The sequence below is a fragment of the Nocardioides psychrotolerans genome, assembly GCF_943371775.1.
Lineage (GTDB): Bacteria > Actinomycetota > Actinomycetes > Propionibacteriales > Nocardioidaceae > Nocardioides > Nocardioides psychrotolerans_A.
Map to the genome: position 1 here is coordinate 48,619 of NZ_CALRWD010000015.1, position 21,430 is coordinate 70,048.

At 69.7% G+C, this 21,430-nt stretch carries 22 protein-coding genes and 1 tRNA gene; 19 read left to right on the top strand and 4 right to left on the bottom strand.

The features are described 5' to 3' along the window. The first annotated feature begins 13 nt into the window (after window positions 1-13). The 4 genes from hisI to AAG827_RS06675 all read left to right on the top strand — a co-directional run bounded on the left by hisI (window position 14) and on the right by AAG827_RS06675 (window position 1,700). The gene (hisI, locus tag AAG827_RS06660) at window positions 14-364 is read left to right on the top strand and encodes a phosphoribosyl-AMP cyclohydrolase (RefSeq protein ID WP_341925095.1); all 351 of its coding nucleotides are present in this window, start codon (window positions 14-16) and stop codon (window positions 362-364) included. Then, window positions 361-939 carry a Trp biosynthesis-associated membrane protein gene (locus AAG827_RS06665; protein ID WP_341925096.1) on the top strand — a complete coding sequence of 193 codons (579 nt, stop codon included), beginning with the start codon at window positions 361-363 and terminating at the stop codon, window positions 937-939. The genes hisI and AAG827_RS06665 overlap by 4 nt, the downstream gene beginning before the upstream one ends. A 102-nt stretch (window positions 940-1,041) precedes the next feature. After that, complete coding sequence (locus AAG827_RS06670) at window positions 1,042-1,245, top strand: HGxxPAAW family protein (protein ID WP_341925097.1); 204 nt, start codon at window positions 1,042-1,044, stop codon at window positions 1,243-1,245. A gap of 8 nt (window positions 1,246-1,253) precedes the next feature. Next, complete coding sequence (locus AAG827_RS06675) at window positions 1,254-1,700, top strand: DUF2752 domain-containing protein (RefSeq protein WP_341925098.1); 447 nt, start codon at window positions 1,254-1,256, stop codon at window positions 1,698-1,700. Between the two features lie 21 nt (window positions 1,701-1,721). Here AAG827_RS06675 and AAG827_RS06680 read toward each other — a convergent pair whose 3' ends face one another. Beyond that, complete coding sequence (locus tag AAG827_RS06680; RefSeq protein WP_341925099.1) at window positions 1,722-2,072, bottom strand: DUF4190 domain-containing protein; 351 nt, start codon at window positions 2,070-2,072, stop codon at window positions 1,722-1,724. A gap of 130 nt (window positions 2,073-2,202) precedes the next feature. Between AAG827_RS06680 and trpC the strand changes: the two genes are divergently transcribed. The 9 genes from trpC to AAG827_RS06725 all read left to right on the top strand — a co-directional run bounded on the left by trpC (window position 2,203) and on the right by AAG827_RS06725 (window position 15,046). Then, window positions 2,203-2,985 carry an indole-3-glycerol phosphate synthase TrpC gene (trpC, locus tag AAG827_RS06685; RefSeq protein WP_341925101.1) on the top strand — a complete coding sequence of 261 codons (783 nt, stop codon included), beginning with the start codon at window positions 2,203-2,205 and terminating at the stop codon, window positions 2,983-2,985. Continuing rightward, entirely contained in the window at window positions 2,982-4,226 is a 1,245-nt protein-coding gene (trpB, locus tag AAG827_RS06690; protein ID WP_341925102.1) for a tryptophan synthase subunit beta, read from the top strand. Before trpC ends, trpB begins: the two co-directional genes overlap by 4 nt. Continuing rightward, window positions 4,223-5,062 (top strand): tryptophan synthase subunit alpha, encoded by an 840-nt coding sequence (gene trpA, locus AAG827_RS06695; RefSeq protein ID WP_341925103.1) that lies wholly within the window; start codon window positions 4,223-4,225, stop codon window positions 5,060-5,062. Before trpB ends, trpA begins: the two co-directional genes overlap by 4 nt. Beyond that, a complete protein-coding gene (locus AAG827_RS06700) occupies window positions 5,055-5,687 on the top strand; it encodes an SCO family protein (RefSeq protein ID WP_341925105.1) in 633 nt (210 codons plus the stop codon). The genes trpA and AAG827_RS06700 overlap by 8 nt, the downstream gene beginning before the upstream one ends. A gap of 2 nt (window positions 5,688-5,689) precedes the next feature. Further along, window positions 5,690-6,631, top strand: coding sequence for a prolipoprotein diacylglyceryl transferase (gene lgt / locus AAG827_RS06705; RefSeq protein WP_341925106.1), 942 nt, complete (start codon window positions 5,690-5,692; stop codon window positions 6,629-6,631). Between the two features lie 138 nt (window positions 6,632-6,769). Next, window positions 6,770-11,320 carry a glutamate synthase large subunit gene (gene gltB, locus AAG827_RS06710; RefSeq protein ID WP_341925107.1) on the top strand — a complete coding sequence of 1,517 codons (4,551 nt, stop codon included), beginning with the start codon at window positions 6,770-6,772 and terminating at the stop codon, window positions 11,318-11,320. Continuing rightward, window positions 11,313-12,791 (top strand): glutamate synthase subunit beta, encoded by a 1,479-nt coding sequence (locus tag AAG827_RS06715; protein WP_341925108.1) that lies wholly within the window; start codon window positions 11,313-11,315, stop codon window positions 12,789-12,791. Before gltB ends, AAG827_RS06715 begins: the two co-directional genes overlap by 8 nt. Window positions 12,792-12,928: 137 nt before the next feature. Further along, window positions 12,929-14,392 carry a pyruvate kinase gene (gene pyk, locus AAG827_RS06720; RefSeq protein ID WP_341925109.1) on the top strand — a complete coding sequence of 488 codons (1,464 nt, stop codon included), beginning with the start codon at window positions 12,929-12,931 and terminating at the stop codon, window positions 14,390-14,392. Window positions 14,393-14,425: 33 nt separating this feature from the next. After that, entirely contained in the window at window positions 14,426-15,046 is a 621-nt protein-coding gene (locus AAG827_RS06725) for a methyltransferase domain-containing protein (RefSeq protein WP_341925110.1), read from the top strand. Here AAG827_RS06725 and AAG827_RS06730 read toward each other — a convergent pair. Continuing rightward, window positions 15,036-15,779: a transcriptional regulator gene (locus AAG827_RS06730; protein WP_341925111.1), complete on the bottom strand. Its 744-nt coding sequence runs from the start codon at window positions 15,777-15,779 to the stop codon at window positions 15,036-15,038. The two genes, AAG827_RS06725 and AAG827_RS06730, sit on opposite strands and share 11 nt — an antisense overlap. A 41-nt stretch (window positions 15,780-15,820) precedes the next feature. After that, window positions 15,821-15,893 (bottom strand) — tRNA-Leu (locus AAG827_RS06735). Between the two features lie 113 nt (window positions 15,894-16,006). Here AAG827_RS06735 and AAG827_RS06740 point away from each other — a divergent pair. The 6 genes from AAG827_RS06740 (at window position 16,007) to AAG827_RS06765 (ending at window position 21,285) form a co-directional block, all read left to right on the top strand. Continuing rightward, window positions 16,007-16,174 carry a hypothetical protein gene (locus AAG827_RS06740; RefSeq protein ID WP_341925112.1) on the top strand — a complete coding sequence of 56 codons (168 nt, stop codon included), beginning with the start codon at window positions 16,007-16,009 and terminating at the stop codon, window positions 16,172-16,174. Further along, window positions 16,171-16,800 carry a response regulator gene (locus AAG827_RS06745; RefSeq protein WP_341925113.1) on the top strand — a complete coding sequence of 210 codons (630 nt, stop codon included), beginning with the start codon at window positions 16,171-16,173 and terminating at the stop codon, window positions 16,798-16,800. Before AAG827_RS06740 ends, AAG827_RS06745 begins: the two co-directional genes overlap by 4 nt. A 107-nt stretch (window positions 16,801-16,907) precedes the next feature. After that, the gene (locus AAG827_RS06750) at window positions 16,908-18,230 is read left to right on the top strand and encodes a hypothetical protein (protein WP_341925114.1); all 1,323 of its coding nucleotides are present in this window, start codon (window positions 16,908-16,910) and stop codon (window positions 18,228-18,230) included. Between the two features lie 58 nt (window positions 18,231-18,288). Further along, complete coding sequence (locus AAG827_RS06755) at window positions 18,289-19,572, top strand: branched-chain amino acid ABC transporter permease (protein WP_341925115.1); 1,284 nt, start codon at window positions 18,289-18,291, stop codon at window positions 19,570-19,572. Further along, window positions 19,562-20,512 carry an ABC transporter ATP-binding protein gene (locus AAG827_RS06760; RefSeq protein ID WP_341925116.1) on the top strand — a complete coding sequence of 317 codons (951 nt, stop codon included), beginning with the start codon at window positions 19,562-19,564 and terminating at the stop codon, window positions 20,510-20,512. The genes AAG827_RS06755 and AAG827_RS06760 overlap by 11 nt, the downstream gene beginning before the upstream one ends. Then, the gene (locus AAG827_RS06765; protein ID WP_341925117.1) at window positions 20,509-21,285 is read left to right on the top strand and encodes an ABC transporter ATP-binding protein; all 777 of its coding nucleotides are present in this window, start codon (window positions 20,509-20,511) and stop codon (window positions 21,283-21,285) included. The genes AAG827_RS06760 and AAG827_RS06765 overlap by 4 nt, the downstream gene beginning before the upstream one ends. On the opposite strand, the gene AAG827_RS06770 is transcribed toward AAG827_RS06765, so the two are convergent. Continuing rightward, window positions 21,282-21,430 (bottom strand): integrase core domain-containing protein (locus AAG827_RS06770; protein ID WP_341925121.1); only part of this gene is annotated, 149 nt, incomplete at its 5' end. The genes AAG827_RS06765 and AAG827_RS06770 overlap by 4 nt on opposite strands.

The window sequence follows — 21,430 nt, forward strand, 5'->3', positions numbered from 1 at the left end:
CGATACTGGGTCGGTGGAGACACTCGACCCGGCCATCGCCGCCCTGCTCAAGCGTTCGGCCGAAGGACTGGTGCCGGCCGTGGTCCAGCAGCACGACACCCTCGAGGTGCTGATGCTGGGCTGGATGGACGACGAGGCGCTGCACCGGACGCTGACGACGGGCCGCGCGACCTACTGGAGCCGCTCGCGCCGGGAGTACTGGGTCAAGGGCGACACGTCCGGCCACGTCCAGTGGGTCAAGGACGTCCGCCTCGACTGCGACGGCGACACCCTGCTGGTCAAGGTCGACCAGGAGGGCGCCGCCTGCCACACCGGGGACCGCACCTGCTTCGACGCCGTCGAGCTCATCGCGACGACGCCGTGACGGACCAGCCGAGGTCGACCTTCGGGCCTACGGTGCTGGCCGGTCTGGTCACCGCGGGCTTCACGGCCATCGCGACCAACCAGACCCTGGCCACTGCGCGGCCCACCGAGAGCGGCATCGTCTACTCCGACCTCCAGGAGGGCTCCCAGGTCCCTCTGGGCCTGACGCTCAGCCTGGTGGTCCTCGCCTGCTGGGGCGTCGTGCTCGTCACCCGTCGCGTCGTACGACGAGGGGTCGCCGTGCTCGGGCTCCTCGCCGCGATCGGGGCTGCGGCGTCCGTGGTGCTCGCTCGGGGGATGATCCTCGACTCCTACCGCGACGACTTCCGCGACATCGGCGCGACTCCTGTCGTCGACTTCAGCTGGTGGTACTGGCTGGCGCTCTTCCTGTCGGTCCTCGCCGTCCTGCCGGCTGCCGTGGCCGTGCTCCGCGTGGGTCGCTGGCCCGAGATGGGCACCCGTTACGACGCGCCGGGGGACCAGGAGATGGGCCGCGTGGGCGCGGCCGAGGACGAGGAGCCGTCCAGCCTCGATCTCTGGAAGGCCATCGACGAGGGTCGCGACCCGACCCGCTGACCCCACGGGTCGACCGGGCCTGAATAGAATGTCCACGCACCACCCGACGCCAACGAGATCCCGTGCGCACCTCGCCGCACGACCCATCGCAAGGAGCCCTGCATGTCTGACAACCACGGCAACACTCCGGCTGCCTGGACGGCTGTGGTCGTCGCGCTGGTCGGCTTCGTGGTGGGAGGCGTCGGCCTGATGCTCAGCCCGATCAGCTTCGTCATCTTCTGGATCGGCGTGGTCATCACGCTGGCCTCCGGCGTGCTCTTCCTCATCATGGCCAAGATGGGCCTCCACGAGTCCGCGACGCACTGACCGATGTCGTGACCCAGCAGCCGACGGCGCCCGCGCGCTCACCCGAGCGGCCCCCGCAGACGCGGGGGCAACGCCTCGTCGCGCCGCTGGTCACGATCGGCGCCCTCGGCGTCACCACCGTCGCCCTGCACGTCCGCGACCCGCACGCCGAGGGCAGCTGGGGCTTCTGCCCGAGCGCCGCGATGGGCTTCTGGTGCCCGGGCTGCGGAGGCCTCCGCGCCGTCAACGACCTCACCAACGGCCAGCTCGTCGACGCAGCCTCGAGCAACCTGGCCTTCATCGTCGCGCTGCCGTTCCTCGTCGCCGGCCTGGCGCTGTGGACGGTGGACCGCTGGCGGGGCCACCGTCGTCAGGTGTCGATGACGGCGGTCTCCCGCGTCGCGGTCACCGTGCTCGCGCTGATGGCCGTCTTCACGGTGCTGCGCAACCTGTCCGGGTCGTGGCTCGCGCCCTGAGGCCGCGCGCCCGGACCCTGCCTAGCTGCCGAAGTTGCCCTCGTAGGTGACGTCGATCGCGCCGGTGGCGAAGAGGATCCAGTAGAGGACGCCCAGGACGAGGCCGACGATGCCGAGGATGAAGCCCCACTTGGCCTGACCCTCGCCCTTCTTGGCGCCCTGGGACTCGCGGATCTCCTTCTGCCCCAGCTTGCCGAGCACCACGCCGGCGCCCGAGAAGACGAAGCAGCCCCAGAAGCAGGGGATGACGCCGATGATGCCGAGCACCAGGGCGGAGATCGCCATCACCGAGTTCTTGGGAGGCTGGGAGCCGTAGCCGTAGGGCTGCGGTGCGCCGTACTGAGGCGGCGGCGGGGGCTGGTCGTAGCTCATGGGGTTCCCTTCGACGTGGGCCGGTCCAGCGGCATGACCGCTGTCTGGACCCTAAGGCCTCGCGTGACAGACTCGTGGCAGCGCAGCGTCCGCGTCGCCTCCCGGCGCGGGACCGATCCAGGAGGTAGTCATGTCCGTGCTCGACGACATCGTCGACGGGGTGCGGATCGACCTCGCGAAGCGCGAGTCGGCGGTCTCGATGGCCGACCTGCGGGCAGCCCTCGCCGACGTCGAGCCGGCCCGCGACCCGATGCCGCACTTCCGCGCGCCGGGCTCCAGCGTGATCGCGGAGGTCAAGCGGCGCAGCCCCAGCAAGGGCGACCTGGCCGACATCCCCGACCCCGCGGCCCTCGCCGTGGAGTACGCCGCCGGGGGAGCTGCCGCGATCAGCGTGCTCACCGAGCAGCGGCGCTTCGGCGGCAGCCTCGACGACCTACGCGCCGTGCGGGCGGCCGTCGACACGCCCCTGCTCCGCAAGGACTTCATGGTCACGAGCTACCAGGTGGTCGAGGCCCGCGCCGCCGGTGCCGACCTGGTCCTGCTGATCGTGGCCTCGCTCGACGACGACACCCTGCGCCGCCTCCACAACGAGGCTCGCGACCTGGGCATGACCGTGCTGGTCGAGGTGCACGACGAGGCCGAGACCGAGCGCGCCGTCGCCCTCGGTGCCGAGCTGATCGGCGTCAACGCGCGCAACCTCAAGACGCTGGCCGTCGACAACGACACCTTTGCCCGCCTGGCACCGTTGGTGCCCGACGACCGGGTCAAGGTCGCTGAGTCGGGCATCTCCGGCCCACCGGACGTCACCCGCTTCGTCGGCGAGGGGGCCCGCGTGGTCCTCGTCGGTGAGGCACTCGTCAAGGACGGCGCCCCGCGTGACGCCGTCGCCGCCATGACAGGAGTCCAGGCATGACCACGATCAGCACGCCGGGCCAGCAGGCGCCCGTGATCCCGCCGTCGAGCTTCGACGCCGACGCGCTCGGCTGGTTCGGCGACTTCGGCGGGCGCTTCATGCCCGAGGCGCTGGTCGCCGCGCTCGACGAGCTGACCGAGGCCTGGCAGGACGCCATGGCCGACCCGGAGTTCATCGCCGACTTCGAGACCATCTGTCGGGACTACGGCGGCATGCCGAGCCCGCTCTACGAAGCGCGTCGGCTCTCCGACAAGGTCGGGGCCCGGGTCCTGCTCAAGCGCGAGGACCTCAACCACACCGGGGCGCACAAGATCCGCAACGTGCTCGGCCAGGCGCTGCTGACCAAGCGCATGGGCAAGCAGCGCGTCATCGCCGAGACCGGCGCCGGCCAGCACGGTGTCGCGAGCGCCACGGCGGCCGCCTACTTCGGCCTCGACTGCACCGTCTACATGGGCGCCGTCGACGTCAAGCGCCAGGCCCTCAACGTCGCGCGCATGCACCTGCTCGGCGCCAAGGTCGTCCCCGTCGACAGCGGCAGCGCCACGCTCAAGGACGCCATCAACGAGGCCATGCGCGACTGGGTCGCGAGCGTCGACCACACCGCCTACCTCTTCGGCACCGCAGCTGGGCCCCACCCCTTCCCCAGCATGGTCCGCGACTTCGCCCGCGGCATCGGTGACGAGGCCCGCGCCCAGTGCCTCGAGCGCTACGGTCGGCTGCCCGACGCCATCGCCGCCTGCGTGGGCGGCGGCTCCAACGCCATTGGGCTGTTCCAGGCGTTCCTGGACGACGAGGACGTGGCGATCTACGGCTTCGAGCCCGGCGGTGACGGCGTCGAGACGGGTCGCCACGCGGCCACGATCCACCAGGGCGACAGCGGGGTGCTGCACGGCGCCCGCACCTACGTGCTCCAGGACGAGGACGGCCAGACGATCGAGTCGCACTCGATCTCCGCCGGGCTCGACTACCCCGGGGTGGGCCCGCAGCACGCCCACCTGGCCAAGGTCGGGCGAGGCACCTACCTGCCGATCACCGACGCCGAGGCGATGGACGCGATGGCGCTGCTCAGTCGCACCGAGGGGATCATCCCGGCCATCGAGTCGGCCCACGCGATCGCCGGTGCCCTGCGCGTCGCCGAGCAGCTCGGAGCCGAGAAGGGTCCGGAGGCGACGGTACTGATCAACCTCAGCGGCCGTGGCGACAAGGACATGGAGACGGCCATGGAGTGGTTCGACCTGTGAGCAGCACTGCCCCCACCCTCACCACCAGCACCGCCTTCGAGAAGACTCGTGCCGAGGGCCGTGCGGCCCTGGTCGGCTACCTACCCGCAGGATTCCCCGACGTGCCCGGCGGCATCGACGCGCTGCGCTGCATGGTCGACTCCGGCTGCGACGTCATCGAGGTCGGCCTGCCCTACAGCGACCCGGTCATGGACGGCCCCACCATCCAGCTGGCCGCCCAGCGGGCGCTCGAGGGTGGGGTCCGCACCGCCGACGTCCTGCGCACCGTGGAGGCCGTCGCCGCCACCGGCACGCCGACCGTCGTCATGACCTACTGGAACCCCGTCGAGCACTACGGCGGCCGCGGCGGTCACGCCCAGAGCGTGGCGCGCTTCGCCGCCGACCTGGCCAGCGCCGGGGGAGCGGGCCTGATCACGCCCGACCTCACCCCGGACAGCGCGCCGGAGTGGATCGCGGCGGCCGACGAGCACGGGCTCGACAAGATCTTCCTGGTCGCGCCCTCCTCGACCGAGAGCCGCGTCGCGATGACCACGGCCGCCTGCCGCGGCTTCGTCTACGCCACCGCCGTCATGGGCGTCACTGGCGCGCGCACGACCACCAGCGACCTCGCCGGCCCGCTGGTCGAGCGCACCAAGGCCACGACCGACCTGCCGGTCTGCGTCGGCCTGGGGGTCAGCAACGGCGACCAGGCCGCCGAGGTGGCGTCGTACGCCGACGGCGTGATCGTCGGCTCCGCCTTCGTGCGGGCCCTGCTCGACCACGACGACCGGGCCGCCGGCCTGCGCGCCCTCGCCGCCCTGACGGAGGACCTCGCCGCGGGATGTCGACGTGGTTAGGCCGTGGCGCTCGGGTCGGGTGCGCGCCGGCGTCGTGGCCGCGCTCCTGACAGTGCTCGTGGCCTCCGGCTGCGGGGGTGACGCCAACGCTGACGGCGCGTTCGAGGGCAAGACCCTCGACAACCCGCTCCCGGTGCCGGACATCGCCCTGTCCGACACCTCGGGCGACGACTTCTCGCTGGCGGCCGACACCGACAAGCGCCTGAGCCTGGTCTTCTTCGGCTACAGCAACTGCCCCGACATCTGCCAGACCGTGATGGCGTCGCTGGCGGGCGCGATCAACCGGCTCGACGACGCCGATCGCGAGCAGGTGGACGTCATCTTCGTGACGACCGACCCCGCGCGCGACACCGAGACGGCCCTGCGCCGCTACCTTGACCGCTTCAACCCCGACTTCATCGGGCTCACCGGCGACATCGAGACCATCATCGACGTGGGTCGACCGCTGGCGGTCTACGTCAACGACGGCGTCGAGCTGCCGACGGGCGGCTTCGACCTGGGCGGCCACAGCACCCAGGTCACGGCCATCGACAGCGAGGACCAGGCTCCGGTCTACTGGAGCCAGGACACGTCGCAGTCGGAGTTCGCCGACGACATCCACACCCTGCTCGGCGAGGAGCCCTAGACATGCTCGACCACGTGATGCTCACCGCCCTCTCGATCCCCAGCCCCAGCCAGGGCGTCTGGAACATCGGTCCCGTCCCGCTGCGCGGTTATGCCCTGTCGATCATCCTCGGCATCGTGGTCGCCATCTGGATCGGTGAGCGCCGCTGGGTGGCGCGCGGAGGTCGCCCCGGGGACGTCCAGGACCTGGCGATCTGGGGTGTGCCCTTCGGCCTGGTCGGGGCGCGGCTCTACCACGTGGCCACCGACCACGGGCTCTACTTCGGCGACGGCAACAACCCGATCACGGCGCTCTACGTCTGGCGCGGCGGGCTCGGCATCTGGGGCGGCGTCGCCCTGGGAGCGCTCGGGGTCTACCTCGGCGCCCGGCAGAAGGGCATCAAGCTCCTCCCGGTCCTCGACGCGATGGCACCGGGCGTGCTGGTCGCGCAGGCGATCGGCCGCTGGGGCAACTGGTTCAACCAGGAGCTCTACGGTCGGCCCACCGACCTGCCGTGGGGCCTCGAGATCGATCCCAGCAACTACCCGTCGGGACTGACCTTCCCCGAGGGCACGACCTTCCACCCGACCTATCTCTACGAGTTCCTGTGGAACCTCGCGGCCTTCGCGCTGGTGATCTGGGCCGACCGGCGCTTCAAGCTCGGTCACGGCCGGGTGATCGCGCTCTACGTCATGGCCTACACCGCCGGGCGCGGCTGGATCGAGGACCTGCGCATCGACACCGTCGAGCTCAGCGACGTCGGTGGTCTGCGCTTCAACGTGTGGGTCTCGATCGTGCTGTTCGTCGCCGCGGCGATCTACTTCGTCGTCAGCCTGCGGCTGCGCCCCGGCCGCGAGGAGGACGTCTGGCGCCCCGGTCGGGGGCCGGACGCCGCCGACGAGGCGGACGCCGTCGACACGCGCGCCACGCCCGCCGCCGGGAACGGCTCGGAGCCCTCGACCTGAGGCGTCCACCGCACAGCCGGGGACTGCTCCGCGACGTAACCGGGTGGTAATCTGGAGGCTCCGCCGCGTGGGCCAATGTCGTCCCTTGCGCCCACACGTTGCAGCCATGTCTGCACATGACGACGACGGGAGAACTCAGTGCCCTACTCGCACGCGTTCCCGCCGCCCCAGGGGCTCTACGACCCCCGCCACGAGAAGGACGCCTGTGGCGTGGCTTTCGTGGCGACCCTCACCGGGGAGGCCAGCCACGACATCGTGGCGAAGGCACTGACCGCACTGCGCAACCTCGAGCACCGCGGTGCCGCTGGTGCGGAGCCCAACTCGGGCGACGGCGCCGGCATCCTGATGCAGGTGCCGGACGCTTTCCTGCGCGCGGTGGTCGACTTCGACCTGCCGCCGGCCCACGCCTATGCCGTCGGCACGGCGTTCCTGCCCGGCGACGAGGCCCACGTCGAGGAGACGCGGCGCCGGATCGAGGAGATCGCGGCCGAGGAGGGCCTCGCGGTGCTCGGCTGGCGCGACGTCCCGACCGACCCGTCGATCCTGGGCGCCACCGCCCAGGGCGTGATGCCGACGTTCAAGCAGGTCTTCGTCGCCGGTGCGACGCAGCGCGTGACGGGCATGTCGCTGGAGCGCATGGCCTTCTGCCTGCGCAAGCGCGCCGAGCGCGACACGGACGTCTACTTCCCGTCGCTGTCCTCGCGCACCCTGCTCTACAAGGGCATGCTCACGACCGACCAGCTCGACAACTTCTTCCCCGACCTGGTCGACGAGCGCGTCGCCTCGGCGATGGCTGTGGTCCACTCGCGCTTCTCGACCAACACGTTCCCCAGTTGGCCCTTGTCGCACCCGTTCCGGTTCATCGCCCACAACGGCGAGATCAACACCGTCATGGGCAACCGCAACTGGATGCGGGCGCGTGAGGCGCTGCTCGCCAGCGACGTCATCCCAGGCGACCTCGAGCGGATCTTCCCCATCGTCACCCAGGGCGCCTCGGACTCCGCGTCGTTCGACGAGGTGCTCGAGCTGCTCCACATGGGCGGGCGCAGCCTGCCCCACGCGATGCTGATGATGATCCCGGAGGCGTGGGAGAACCACACCGAGATGGACGCGAAGCGCCGCGAGTTCTACTCGTTCCACTCCGCGCTGATGGAGCCCTGGGACGGGCCGGCCTGCGTCGTGTTCACCGACGGCTCCCAGATCGGGGCCGTGCTCGACCGCAACGGCCTGCGCCCCTCGCGCTACTGGGTCACCGACGACGGCCTCGTCGTCCTGGCCTCCGAGGTCGGGGTGCTCGACCTCGACCCCGCCACGATCGTGCGCAAGGGCCGGCTGCAGCCGGGCCGGATGTTCCTCGTCGACACCGACGAGCACCGCATCATCGAGGACGAGGAGATCAAGGCCGAGCTCGCCGGGGAGCACCCCTACGGCGAGTGGCTCCACGCCGGCCTGATCCACCTCAACGACATCCCCGAGCGCGAGCACATCGTGCACACGCACGCCTCGGTGACGCGTCGCCAGCAGATCTTCGGCTACACCGAGGAGGAGCTGCGCGTCCTGCTGACCCCGATGGCCAACACCGGGGGAGAGCCGCTGGGCTCCATGGGCACCGACACGCCCATCGCCGCGCTCAGCGACAAGCCCCGGCTGCTGTTCGACTACTTCAGCCAGCTCTTCGCGCAGGTCACCAACCCGCCGCTCGACGCCATCCGCGAGGAGCTCGTCACCTCGCTCAACGGCACGATCGGCCCGGAGGCCAACCTGCTCGACCCGACCCCGGCCTCGTGCCGCCAGGTCGTGCTGCCCTTCCCGGTCATCTCCAACGACGACCTGGCCAAGATCCGCCACATCAACCGTGACGGCGACATGCCCGGCTTCATCACCCACGTCGCCCGCGGCCTCTACGAGGTCGAGGGCGGGGGCGGCTCGCTCGCGCACCGCATCGAGGAGATCTGCGCCGAGGTGTCGCAGGCGATCTCCGACGGTGCCCGGATCATCGTGCTCTCCGACCGTCACTCGACCGCGGAGCTCGCCCCGATCCCGTCGCTGCTGCTCACCGCGGCCGTCCACCACCACCTGGTCCGCGAGAAGACCCGCACCCAGGTCGGCCTGCTCGTCGAGGCCGGTGACGTCCGCGAGGTGCACCACGTCGCGCTGCTCGTCGGCTACGGCGCGGCTGCGGTCAACCCCTACCTCGCCATGGAGTCCGTCGAGGACCTCGCCCGCGAGGGTTACTACGTCAAGACCGAGCCCGAGACGGCCGTGGCCAACCTCATCAAGGCACTGGGCAAGGGCGTCCTGAAGGTCATGTCCAAGATGGGCGTCTCCACCGTGGCGTCCTACACCGGCGCGCAGATCTTCGAGGCCATCGGGCTCTCGCAGTCCGTGGTCGACTCCTACTTCACCGGCACCACGTCCAAGCTCGGCGGCATCGAGCTGGACACCATCGCCGAGGAGGTCGCCCGTCGCCACGCCACGGCCTACCCCCGGGGCGGGATCCTGCCCGCCCACCGGGAGCTGGCCGTCGGTGGGGAGTACCAGTGGCGTCGCGAGGGCGAGCCGCACCTCTTCGACCCGGAGACGGTCTTCCGCCTCCAGCACGCGACGCGCACCGGTCGTTACGACATCTTCAAGCAGTACACCGCTGCGATCGACGAGCAGTCCGAGCGGCTCATGACGCTGCGCGGCCTGTTCCGCTTCCGTGACGCCGACGAGGTCGGCCGCCAGCCCATCGCGATCGACGAGGTCGAGCCGGTCTCCGAGATCGTCAAGCGCTTCTCGACCGGGGCCATGTCCTACGGTTCCATCAGCAAGGAGGCGCACGAGACCCTCGCGATCGCCATGAACCGGCTGGGCGGCAAGTCCAACACCGGTGAGGGCGGCGAGGACGCCGAGCGGCTCTACGACCCCGAGCGCCGCAGCTCGATCAAGCAGGTCGCCTCGGGTCGCTTCGGGGTGACGTCGGAATACCTCACCAACGCCGACGACATCCAGATCAAGATGGCGCAGGGGGCCAAGCCCGGCGAAGGCGGCCAGCTGCCCGGCAACAAGGTCTACCCGTGGGTGGCCAAGACGCGTTACTCCACGCCGGGCGTGGGCCTCATCAGCCCGCCGCCGCACCACGACATCTACTCCATCGAGGATCTCGCCCAGCTGATCCACGACCTCAAGAACGCCAACCCGGCGGCGCGGGTCCACGTCAAGCTGGTCTCCGAGGTCGGGGTCGGCACGGTCGCAGCGGGGGTCTCCAAGGCTCACGCCGACGTCGTGCTCATCTCCGGACACGACGGCGGCACCGGCGCCTCGCCGCTGACGTCGCTCAAGCACGCCGGTGGACCGTGGGAGCTCGGCCTCGCCGAGACGCAGCAGACGCTGCTCCTCAACGGTCTGCGCGACCGCATCGTCGTGCAGGCCGACGGTCAGCTCAAGACCGGTCGTGACGTCGTCATCGCCGCGTTGCTGGGCGCCGAGGAGTTCGGCTTCGCGACCGCGCCGTTGGTGGTCTCGGGCTGCATCCTCATGCGGGTCTGCCACCTCGACACCTGCCCCGTCGGCGTCGCCACGCAGAACCCCGTCCTGCGCGAGCGCTTCTCCGGCAAGGCCGAGTACATCGTCAACTTCTTCACCTACATCGCCGAGGAGGTCCGCGAGCTGCTCGCGCAGCTCGGCTTCCGCACCCTCGACGAGGCCATCGGCCAGGTGGGGGCACTGGACGTCGCGCACGCGGTGGAGCACTGGAAGGCCTCCGGTCTCGACGTGACCCCGATCCTGCACGCGCCCGACACGAGCGCGTTCCCCGACCAGGACCTGCGCTGCACCAAGACCCAGGACCACGGCCTGGAGCGCTCGCTCGACGTGACCGAGCTCGTGCCGCTGGCGCAGCCGGCCATCGAGAGCGGTGAGCCGGTCCGCGCCCAGGTCGCGATCCGCAACGTCAACCGCACCGTCGGCACGATCCTCGGCCACGAGGTCACCAAGAAGTACGGCGGCGAGGGTCTCCCCGAGGGCACGATCGACCTGACCTTCCTCGGGTCGGCCGGCCAGTCGTTCGGCGCGTTCCTGCCCCAGGGCGTCACCCTGCGGCTCGAGGGCGATGCCAACGACTACGTCGGCAAGGGGCTCTCGGGCGGCCGGATCGTCGTGCGCCCCGACCGGGCGGCGACGTTCAACAGCAACGAGCAGATCATCGCCGGCAACACGATCGCCTACGGCGCGACCAGCGGGCAGATCTTCCTGCGCGGTGGCTGCGGCGAGCGCTTCGCGGTGCGCAACTCCGGTGCCTGGTTGGTGTCCGAGGGCGTGGGCGACCACGGCTGCGAGTACATGACCGGTGGCCGGGTGGTCGTCCTGGGCAAGACAGGGCGCAACTTCGCGGCCGGCATGTCCGGCGGCGTCGCCTGGGTGCTGGACCTCAAGGAGTTCCGCGTCAACCGCGAGCTCGTCGAGCTCGGCCCCGTCACCGGTGACGCGGCCGTCGAGCTGGAGACGATGGTCCGCGGGCACTTCGAGGAGACCGGCTCGCCGGTCGCCGAGGAGCTGCTCGCCGACTGGGACACGGCACTGACCCGCTTCACCGAGGTCATGCCCCGTGACTACCGGATCGTGCTCGAGGCCAAGGCGAAGGCCGAGGCCGACGGGCTGGATGAGAACGAGATCGCCCACGCGATGATGGAGGCGCTCCATGGCTGACCCGAAGGGATTCCTCAAGGAGGGCCGCGAGGTCGCGAAGCGACGTCCGGTCGACGAGCGGGTCCACGACTGGAACGAGGTCTACCCCGATGGCATCGGGAGGGCCCTTCTGCCGATCATCGGCAAGCAGGCCGGTCGCTGCATGGACTGCGGCATCCCGTTCTGCCACCAGGGCTGCCCGCTGGGCAACATCATCCCGGAGTGGAACGACCTGGTCTGGCGCGACGACTGGGAGGGCGCCATCGAGCGTCTCCACGCGACCAACAACTTCCCGGAGTTCACCGGGCGGCTGTGTCCCGCCCCGTGCGAGACCGCGTGCGTGCTCGGCATCAACCAGGACCCTGTGACCATCAAGAACGTCGAGGTCTCGATCATCGACAAGGCCTGGGAGTCGGGCTTCGTCCGGCCCCAGCCGCCGGAGTGGCTCTCCGGCCGCACGGTCGCGGTGATCGGCTCCGGCCCCGCGGGCCTGGCTGCTGCCCAGCAGCTGACCCGGGCCGGTCACACCGTCGCCGTCTACGAGCGGGCCGACAAGATCGGCGGGCTGCTGCGCTACGGCATCCCCGAGTTCAAGATGGAGAAGAAGCACGTCGAGCGCCGCATCGAGCAGATGAAGCGCGAGGGCACGGTCTTCCGTGCCGGTGTCGACGTGGGCGTCGAGCTCACCGGCGACAAGCTGCGCGAGCGCTACGACGCCGTCGTGATCGCCACGGGCTCGACGGTCGCTCGCGACCTCGACGTGCCGGGGCGCGAGCTCTCCGGGATCCACCAGGCCATGGAGTTCCTGCCCCAGGCCAACCGCGTGGCGCTCGGCGAGGCTGCGACGTCGGACGGCTCGGACCAGATCCGCGCCGACGGCAAGCACGTCGTCATCATCGGCGGCGGTGACACCGGCGCCGACTGCCTGGGCACGTCGACGCGCCAGGGTGCCGCCTCCATCACGCAGCTCGAGATCATGCCCGAGCCGCCGGAGGCACGTCCCGCCGGTCAGCCGTGGCCGACCTACCCGATGACCTTCCGCGTCTCCTCGGCGCACGAGGAGGCGGGGGAGCGGGTCTACGCGGTCTCGACCAAGGAGTTCCTCGGCGACGAGCACGGCAACGTGCGGGCCCTGAGCCTGGTCGACGTGGTCTTCGAGGGGGGCAAGCTGACCGAGATCGAGGGCAGCGAGCGCGAGATCCCCGCCGAGCTGGTGCTCTTCGCCATGGGCTTCACCGGGCCGGAGAAGCAGGGCCTGGTCGAGCAGCTGGGCGTCGACCTGGACGAGCGCGGCAACGTCGCGCGCGACACGTCCTACATGTCGTCGGTGCCCGGCGTGTTCGTCGCCGGTGACGCCGGGCGCGGTCAGTCGCTCATCGTGTGGGCGATCGCCGAGGGCCGGGCCGCCGCCGCCGGTGTCGACACGTTCCTCACGGGCTCGACCACGCTGCCGGCGCCGATCCCGCCCACCGCTCGACCCCTGGTGGTCTGACCCTCCACGGCCGAGTCGGCGCAATGTTGCAGTAGCCCCCGGGCATCCGCACCATGGCGCCGACTCGGCTGACGTCATTTGGGCGAACGCTCGGTCAACGCTGCTTGGATCGATCAAAGAGCCGCTAAGGTGGGTCCGTGCGTAGAGCAAAGATCGTCTGCACCCTGGGCCCCGCGACCAACACCGAACGGCGTATCCGTGAGCTCGTCTATGCCGGGATGGACGTCGCCCGGCTCAACATGAGCCACGGCAGCCACGAGGACCACGCGGAGGCCTACCGTCTCGTCCGGGAGGCGGCTGATGCCAGCGGCCACGGGGTCGGCATCTTCGCCGACCTCCAGGGCCCCAAGATCCGGTTGGAGACCTTCGCCGACGGCCCGGTCCAGCTGCGACGCGGCCAGGTCTGGACGATCACCACCCGTGACGTGCCGGGTGACGCGGTGATCTGCGGGACGACGTACAAGGGACTGCCGGGCGACGTCAGCATCGGCGACCCGATCCTGATCGACGACGGCAAGGTGCGCCTGCGGGTGACGGCCGTCGACGACACCGACGTGACGTGCGAGGTGCTGGTCGGGGGCAAGGTCAGCAACAACAAGGGCATCAACCTGCCCGGTGTGGCCGTCTCGGTGCCGGCGCTCTCGGAGAAGGACATCGACGACCTGCGCTTCGCGCTGAGCCTGTCGGTCGACTTCATCGCGCTGAGCTTCGTGCGCAACGCCGCCGACGTCGAGGACGTGCGGCGGATCATGGACGAGGAGGGCGTGCGCCTCCCGGTCATCGCGAAGATCGAGAAGCCTCAGGCGATCGACAACCTCGACGAGATCGTCGCCGCCTTCGACGGCTTCATGGTCGCGCGCGGTGATCTCGGGGTCGAGTGCCCGCTCGAGGACGTGCCCTTCCTGCAGAAGCAGATCATCGAGAAGGCGCGGCTCAACGCCAAGCCGGTGATCGTGGCCACGCAGATGCTGGAGTCGATGATCACCAGTCCCTCGCCGACGCGCGCGGAGACCAGCGACGTGGCCAACGCGGTGCTCGACGGCGCCGACGCGGTGATGCTGTCGGGGGAGACGAGCGTGGGGGAGCACCCGATCCACGTCGTGGAGACCATGGCCCGCATCATCAGCGCCACCGAGCGCCACGCGTTGGAGCCGCGCGAGTTCGGTCAGTTCGAGACGATCGACTGGGACCCTCACACGCGTGGTGGCGTGATCTCCAAGGCGGCCGACGAGGTCGCGACGCGCGTGGGTGCGTCCTACGTCGTGGCCTTCACGCAGAGCGGCGACTCCGCGCGCCGCATGTCGCGGCTGCGGGGTCCCATCCCGGTGCTGGCCTTCACGCCCGAGGCGCGGGTGCGTTCGCAGCTCTCGCTGACGTGGGGGGTGGAGACGTTCAAGACGTCGGCGGTGGACCACACCGACGAGATGGTGCGCCAGGTCGACGAGCAGCTGCTGCAGATCGGGCGGGTCGAGGAGGGTGACCTGGTGGTCATCATCGCGGGCAGCCCTCCGGGCATCCCGGGCTCGACCAACGCGCTGCGCATCCACCGGATGGGCGACGCCATCAACGAGGTGGCCCCGGCCTACCAGCGCCAGGGATGATCGCCGGCGCCCCGGTCGGGTTAGGGTCGACCGATGGCCAGACGAGACGGTGGAGCTGACGACTCGACGGGGGAGCTCCGGCTGAGGTGGTTCGCCACCCTGCTGTCGCGCTTCGCCGCAGGATCGATGATCGACCTGGGGTCCGGGCACGGGTTGTTCGCCCAGCACGCGGCCGACCAGGGATGGCGGGTGACGGCCCAGGACGCTCGGGGTGACCGCTTCCCCCAGGACGACCGGATCACGTGGGAGGTCTCCGACGTCCGTGACCTCGACCTGTCCGGCTTCGACCTGATCTCCTGCCTCGGCCTCTTCTACCACCTCACGCTCGAGGACCAGCTCTCGCTGCTCGACCGGTCGCGCGGGGTTCCGCTCATCCTCGACACGCACGTCGCCAACGAGCGTCCAGCGCCCATGACGCTGTCGGAGCCGGTCGCCCCGCAGGGCTACCGCGGTCGCTACTACCGCGAGCCGGACCAGGCGACGCACTCCACCGCGTCCTGGGGCAACGAGGACTCCTTCTGGCCGCGGCCCCAGGCGCTCTACCGCATGCTCGACGAGCGGGACTACGACGTCATGGCCTCGGTGCCGTTCTACCTCCCCACCCGCACCTTCTTCCTGTGCCTGCCCCGGGAGGGCGCGGCCGTCACTGCTTGAGCCCGATCAGGCCGTCGAGCATCGCCACCGCCGGACGCGTGGACACGCTGATGTGGTGGGAGCTGGACTGACGCCAGGGGACGTCGACCAGGTCCAATGCCCAGCAGCAGAGCTCTCGGATGTCTGGCGAGCGATTGGAGAACTGCCACCTCGGATAGACGTAGTGCTTGAGCTCGCCTGCGACCATCCGGTGGACGCGGTTGCGGACGCGGGAGCCGTCGGAGTGGAAGAGCCCGCGGAGGAAGGGCGCAGGGTGCGCCTCGACGATCACACGCTGCCAGTCCTCCAGGACGATGGGGCGACCGTGCTTGGGGCCCGGCCCGTGCTGCGGCAGGACGCAGGCCCAGTGCGTCCACGCTTTCTGCACGACGACACAGCCGGGTGCGAAGACGACATGGGTGGCAGCCGACGGGTGAGTCAGCTCGAGGAGCCGACGCACGTCCGCGATGATCGCGGGGTACGTCGAGTCGCAGGTGATGCGCAACGTCATGCAGCGTCGTGCCCGCGAGACGCATCCATCGCCGAGGTAGTAGCCGAGAAGGGCCGCGTAGACGTCGGGGGCCATCGGGGCATCAGCGCATCGCGGGCACTCGGATGGGCGCGGGGTCAGGTTGCCGTCACGCCACGTGCGCAGAGTCGAGCGGGCCACCCCGGAGAGACGAGCGCAGGCCGACAGCGTCATGCCGGACGCCAGCAACGCCTCGGCGTGCCGGCGGCGGGATGAGGAGTGCACGTCTGCAGCCAAGCGGACAGCGCCGACAGTCCTGCGCCTCGTGCCCCGGGTGGGATTCGAACCCACACTGAATGCTGTTTGAGAGCATCGACTCTGCCGTTGGTCTACCGGGGCTGAACGGCCGAAACACTAGCCGATTCGTCCCCTGCACCCTCTACTAGACATGGTCAATCGAAACACTATAGTTTAGGCTCCGACGACGAGGATGTCGGCGGTGGGAGGTCACCATGTGGAACCCGTGGCAGTGGGCAGCAGCCAGCAACGAGCGCGCCGTGGTCAATGCCCGGGAGGCCGCCACGGCGTGCAGTCGTCGCCGGGTCGAGCGGCTCGAGGTCGAGCTGTTCCTCGAGTCCCTCATCGCACCGGACAGGAGCGCGGCTAGCCTGTCGTCGTGACCCAGGACGCCCCCGCCACCGCCGCCAGCGACGCCGCCGCGACGAGCCGCACCGTCGTGATCGCCGAGGACGAGACACTGATCCGGATGGATCTCGCCGAGATGCTCACCGAGGAGGGTTTCCGGGTCGTGGGGGAGGCCGGTGACGGCGCCAAGGCCATCGAGCTGGCCGAGCAGCACAAGCCCGACCTGGTCATCCTGGACGTCAAGATGCCTGTCCTCGACGGGATCGCCGCCGCCGAGGCGATCGCGGGGAAGCGCATCGCCCCGGTCGTCATCCTGACTGCCTTCTCCCAGCGCGACCTGGTCGAGCGGGCACGGGACGCCGGCGCGATGGCCTACCTGGTGAAACCCTTCTCCAAGACCGACCTGCTCCCGGCGATCGAGATGGCGGTGAGCCGCTTCGCCGAGCTGAGCATGCTGGAGGCCGAGGTCGCGGACCTCACGGAGCGGCTGGAGACGCGCAAGGCGGTCGACCGGGCCAAGGGGGTCCTGCAGAAGCAGCTCCACCTGTCCGAGCCCGAGGCCTTCCGCTGGATCCAGAAGACGGCCATGGACCTGCGCCTGTCGATGCGTCAGGTCGCCGACGGTGTGGTGGAGCACGGTCCGATGTCGACCGGAGACTGAACCGTTACCAAGTGAGCGGTCCCGAGTCGACCCCGCCGGGGGCATCTGGTGGTTATGCTGCCGCTCTGGACGGGCGTCATCGGACGCCCTACTGACGGGAGTCCTGCGTGCTACAGCGCCTGCTGACCTTGCTCGCCTTGCTGATGGTGCTGCTGTTCCCTGTGGCAGCAGCGCACGCGGGTGGCGAGACCGAGAGCCCGGCTCCCAGCCCGAGCGGCGAGCCTGCCCCCAGACCTGACGGCCCCTACGTGACGGTGCGCCTCGTCGACAAGGACAACGACGACGCCCCCGTGGTCGGAGTCACGCTCACGGTCGTCAGCGAGGCGGGCGAGGAGATCGCGTCCGCGGCCACCGACGCCGACGGACGGATCATCGTCCCGATCCCGGCCCTCGGCGTCTACACGGTCACCCTGGACGAGGCGACGCTGCCGGACGGCATCGAACTGTCCTCCTCGGTGGAGTCCGAGATCGAGGTGCGCGCGATCCTCGATGGTGCCAACGGCGGTCTGTTCCCGATCGGCACCCAGGAGGTCACGACCGTGTCCTTCGGGGAGCGCTTCATGACCAGCCTTACCTCGGGCATCAAGTTCGGCCTCATCGTCGCCCTGGCCGCCCTGGGCCTCTCGCTCATCTTCGGCACCACCGGGCTGACGAACTTCGCGCACGGCGAGCTCATCACCTTCGGCGCCATCATGACCTACGTCTTCAACCGGGGGCTGGGCCTGCCGGTGATCCTGGCCGGTGCGGGCGCGGTCCTGATGTCCGCCCTGTTCGGCTGGGTGCAAGAACGCGGGCTCTGGAGACCGCTGCGCAAACGCGGCACCGGCCTGATCGCGATGATGATCGTCTCGATCGGCTTCGCGCTCCTGCTGCGCAACGTCTACCAGTACACGATCGGCAGCTCGCGCAAGTCGCTGAGCCAGTACGTCAGCCAGGCACGCACGGACTACGGACCGATCAGCCTGGCCGACAAGGAGCTGGCGATCATCGTCATCGCAGCGGTCACGATCGTCATCGCCTGCATCCTGCTGCTCAAGACGCGCCTCGGCAAGGCCATGCGTGCGGTGTCCGACAACCCCGCCCTGTCGGCTTCCTCGGGCATGCGGGTCGACGGGGTCATCGCCTCGGTCTGGATCCTCGGGACCGCCCTGACGGGTCTCTCCGGCGTGCTCCTCGCGATCAACAGCCAGGTCAACTTCCTCATGGGCTTCAAGCTCCTGCTTCTGGTGTTCGCAGCCGTGACACTGGGTGGTCTGGGCACCATCTGGGGCGCGCTCTTCGGCTCGATGGTGATCGGCATCATGGTCGAGGTCGGCCCGCTGTTCGGCGTTCCGTCCTCCATCAAGGAGGTCGGCGCCCTGGTCGTCCTCATCCTGGTCCTGCTGATCCGTCCGCAGGGGATCCTCGGACGACGCGAGCGGATCGGATGACGACGATGAGCGCCGACCCCCGCCCCACGTCTGCTTCTCCCGAACGGAGCACCACACGATGACCACGACGCCGCAGCAGAGGACCGCACCCGCAGTCCAGGCAGCCCGACCACACCCGCAGGCCATCACCTCGCTGGTCCTCGGGGTCGCCGGACTGACGCTGACCGCGGGCATCACCTCACCGTTCGCCTGGTGGAAGGCGCAGCAGGCGCTCGCCTCGATCAAGGAGGCCCCCGACCAGTACCGCGGAAACGGGCTGGCCCAGATCGGTCGTGTGCTCGGCATGCTCGGCACGGTCCTGCTGGTGGTGTGGCTGGTCCTGGGCTTCGCGACCGACGCCCTGCCGGTGGACGTGGGCCAGGTCTTCAAGACCGCCCTCAACCAGGCGCTCGGTCCCAACGCCATCGTCTACGCCCTCGCAGCGATCGGGCTCAACATCCACTTCGGCTACACCGGCCTGCTCAACTTCGGTCAGGCCGGCTTCATGGCCGTCGGTGCCTACGGTCTCGCGGTGTCGGTCGTCATCTTGGAGACGCCCTTCTGGCTCGGCATCGTCGCCGCCCTCGTGGCTCCGGTCGTGCTGGCCCTCGTCCTGGGCTTCCCGACGCTGCGGCTCCGAGCGGACTACCTCGCCATCGCGACCATCGCCACCGCCGAGATCCTCCGCCTGGCCTTCGGGTCGGTCGAGCTCAAGGACGCGTTCGGCGGCTCCAACGGCCTGACCGGCTACGCCAGCGCCTACCAGGACCTCAACCCCTACGGCGGCCCGCTGGACCTCGGATTCGTCGAGTTCAGCCAGAGGGACCTGTGGTCCGTCACCGTCGGGTGGACGCTCGTGGCGCTGTCGCTGCTCCTGGTGTGGGGACTCATGCGCAGCCCGTGGGGTCGTGTGCTGCGCTCCATCCGCGAGGACGAGGACGCCGTACGCTCCCTGGGCAAGAACGTCTTCGCCTACAAGATGCAGGCACTGATCCTCGGCGGCGTCTTCGGTGGCCTGGCGGGCCTGTTCCTGGCGCTCAAACAGGCCTCCGTGGTCCCGGCCGACTACTCCACCAACATCACCTTCTTCGCCTACACCGCCCTGCTCATCGGTGGCGCCGCACGAGTCCTCGGCCCCCTCGCGGGTGCCGTGATCTTCTGGTTCCTCATCGCTGGTCTCGGCTCGTTCTTCGGCCAGGCCACCTCCGGTCCTGACCCGCTCATGCCGACGTTCATCATGGACGACACCCAGGCGAGCCTCGTGCGCTTCATCGTCACCGGGCTCGGCCTCATGCTGCTGATGATCTTCCGACCACAGGGGATCTTCGGCGACCGAAGGGAGATCGCGATCGATGGACGCTGACGCGCAGTCGACGAGCCAGAGCACCACTGCCACCACGAGGTCCGCGGTCGACCTCAGTGCGGTGCCCGCCGTCCCAGGAGCAGCCAAGCCCGACGCGCTCATCGTCGGGGACAACATCACCCGCAAGTTCGGCGGCCTCACCGCCGTCGACGTCGACCACATCGAGATCCAGCGCGGTGTCATCACCGCCCTGATCGGGCCCAACGGGGCCGGCAAGACCACGTTGTTCAACCTGCTCACAGGCTTCGACGTGCCGGACTCCGGCTCCTGGAGCCTCAACGGCGGTTCGCTGGCCGGCGTCGCGTCCTACAAGGTCGCCCGCCGCGGCATGGTCCGCACCTTCCAGCTGACCAAGGTGCTCTCCAAGCTCACCGTCATGGACAACATGCTGCTGGGGGCCACCGGCCAGCGTGGGGAGAAGCTCCTCTCGGCGCTGTTGCCCTTCCGCTGGCGCGCCCAGGAAGAGGCCAACGCCGAGCGTGCCAACGACCTCCTCGCCCGCTTCAAGCTCGATGCCAAGCGTGAGGACTTCGCCGGATCGCTCTCCGGAGGGCAGCGCAAGCTCCTCGAGATGGCGCGTGCGCTGATGGTGGACCCGGAGCTCATCATGCTCGACGAGCCGATGGCCGGGGTGAACCCGGCGCTGAAGCAGTCGCTGCTGGGCCACGTGAAGTCGCTGCGCGACGAGGGCCGCACGGTCCTCTTCGTCGAGCACGACATGGACATGGTGCGCGACATCTCCGACTGGGTCATCGTCATGGCCCAGGGCAAGATCGTCGCCGAGGGGACGCCCCAGGCCGTCATGCAGGACCCCGCCGTGATCGATGCCTACCTCGGCGCCCACCACGACACCGACCTGCGCGACATGGACGAGGCAGCCATCGAGGCCGAGGCCGAGGCCGAGCTAGAGGCAGAGACGCACGGAGAGGCGACGCCATGAGCGAGTCCACCACGACCACCCCGGAGCGGGAGGTCCACCTCGCGGCGGCCGGCGACGCCGTGCTGCGCGCCGACGCGCTCATCGGTGGCTACCTGCCCGGGGTCGACATCCTCAACGGAGCCGACCTCTACTGCAACAAGGGCGAGCTGGTCGGCATCATCGGACCCAACGGGGCAGGCAAGTCGACGCTCCTCAAGGCACTCTTCGGCCTCGTGAAGGTCCGCACCGGGACGGTGGTCCTCGACGGTGAGGACATCACCAACATGCGTGCCGACGAGCTAGTCACCAAGGGGATCGGCTTCGTCCCGCAGTCCAACAACGTCTTTCCCAGCCTGACCATCGAGGAGAACCTCGAGATGGGCTGCTACCAGACCCCGCAGAAGTTTCCCGAGCGCTTCGAGTTCGTGACCGACATCTTCCCGAGGCTGGGGGAGCGCCGCAAGCAGCGGGCGGGCTCCCTGTCGGGTGGAGAGCGGCAGATGGTGGCCATGGGCCGCGCGCTGATGATGGCGCCCTCGGTGCTGCTGCTCGACGAGCCCTCGGCCGGTCTCTCGCCGGTCCTGCAGGACGAGGTCTTCGTGCAGACCCGCAACATCAACCGTGCGGGCGTCTCGGTGATCATGGTCGAGCAGAACGCCCGACGCTGCCTGCAGATCTGCGACCGGGGCTACGTGCTCGACCACGGCCGCAACGCCTACACCGGCACCGGCCAGTCGCTCGGCAGCGACCCCAAGGTCATCCAGCTCTACCTCGGCACGCTGGGCGCCAGCTAGGTGTGATGCCCAGCCAGGTTGTTCAACCGGGTGATGGGTGGAAGGCCACCGAGGGCTGAGTGGGGCCGGTGGTGGTTGTACTGGTGTAGCCATCCTGCCAGCGCGGCTCGTCGTGCGGCTTCGGAGTTGTAGAGCTTCTTATAGG

What these genes read in the sequence shown, in the direction of transcription:
- AAG827_RS06670 (WP_341925097.1), top strand. Translation starts at nt 1,042, where the DNA reads ATGTCTGACAACCACGGCAACACTCCGGCTGCCTGGACGGCTGTGGTC.
- AAG827_RS06680 (WP_341925099.1), bottom strand. Translation starts at nt 2,072, where the DNA reads ATGAGCTACGACCAGCCCCCGCCGCCGCCTCAGTACGGCGCACCGCAG.
- trpC (WP_341925101.1), top strand. Translation starts at nt 2,203, where the DNA reads ATGTCCGTGCTCGACGACATCGTCGACGGGGTGCGGATCGACCTCGCG.
- trpB (WP_341925102.1), top strand. Translation starts at nt 2,982, where the DNA reads ATGACCACGATCAGCACGCCGGGCCAGCAGGCGCCCGTGATCCCGCCG.
- lgt (WP_341925106.1), top strand. Translation starts at nt 5,690, where the DNA reads ATGCTCGACCACGTGATGCTCACCGCCCTCTCGATCCCCAGCCCCAGC.
- AAG827_RS06715 (WP_341925108.1), top strand. Translation starts at nt 11,313, where the DNA reads ATGGCTGACCCGAAGGGATTCCTCAAGGAGGGCCGCGAGGTCGCGAAG.
- AAG827_RS06725 (WP_341925110.1), top strand. Translation starts at nt 14,426, where the DNA reads ATGGCCAGACGAGACGGTGGAGCTGACGACTCGACGGGGGAGCTCCGG.
- AAG827_RS06740 (WP_341925112.1), top strand. Translation starts at nt 16,007, where the DNA reads ATGTGGAACCCGTGGCAGTGGGCAGCAGCCAGCAACGAGCGCGCCGTG.
- AAG827_RS06755 (WP_341925115.1), top strand. Translation starts at nt 18,289, where the DNA reads ATGACCACGACGCCGCAGCAGAGGACCGCACCCGCAGTCCAGGCAGCC.
- AAG827_RS06760 (WP_341925116.1), top strand. Translation starts at nt 19,562, where the DNA reads ATGGACGCTGACGCGCAGTCGACGAGCCAGAGCACCACTGCCACCACG.
- AAG827_RS06765 (WP_341925117.1), top strand. Translation starts at nt 20,509, where the DNA reads ATGAGCGAGTCCACCACGACCACCCCGGAGCGGGAGGTCCACCTCGCG.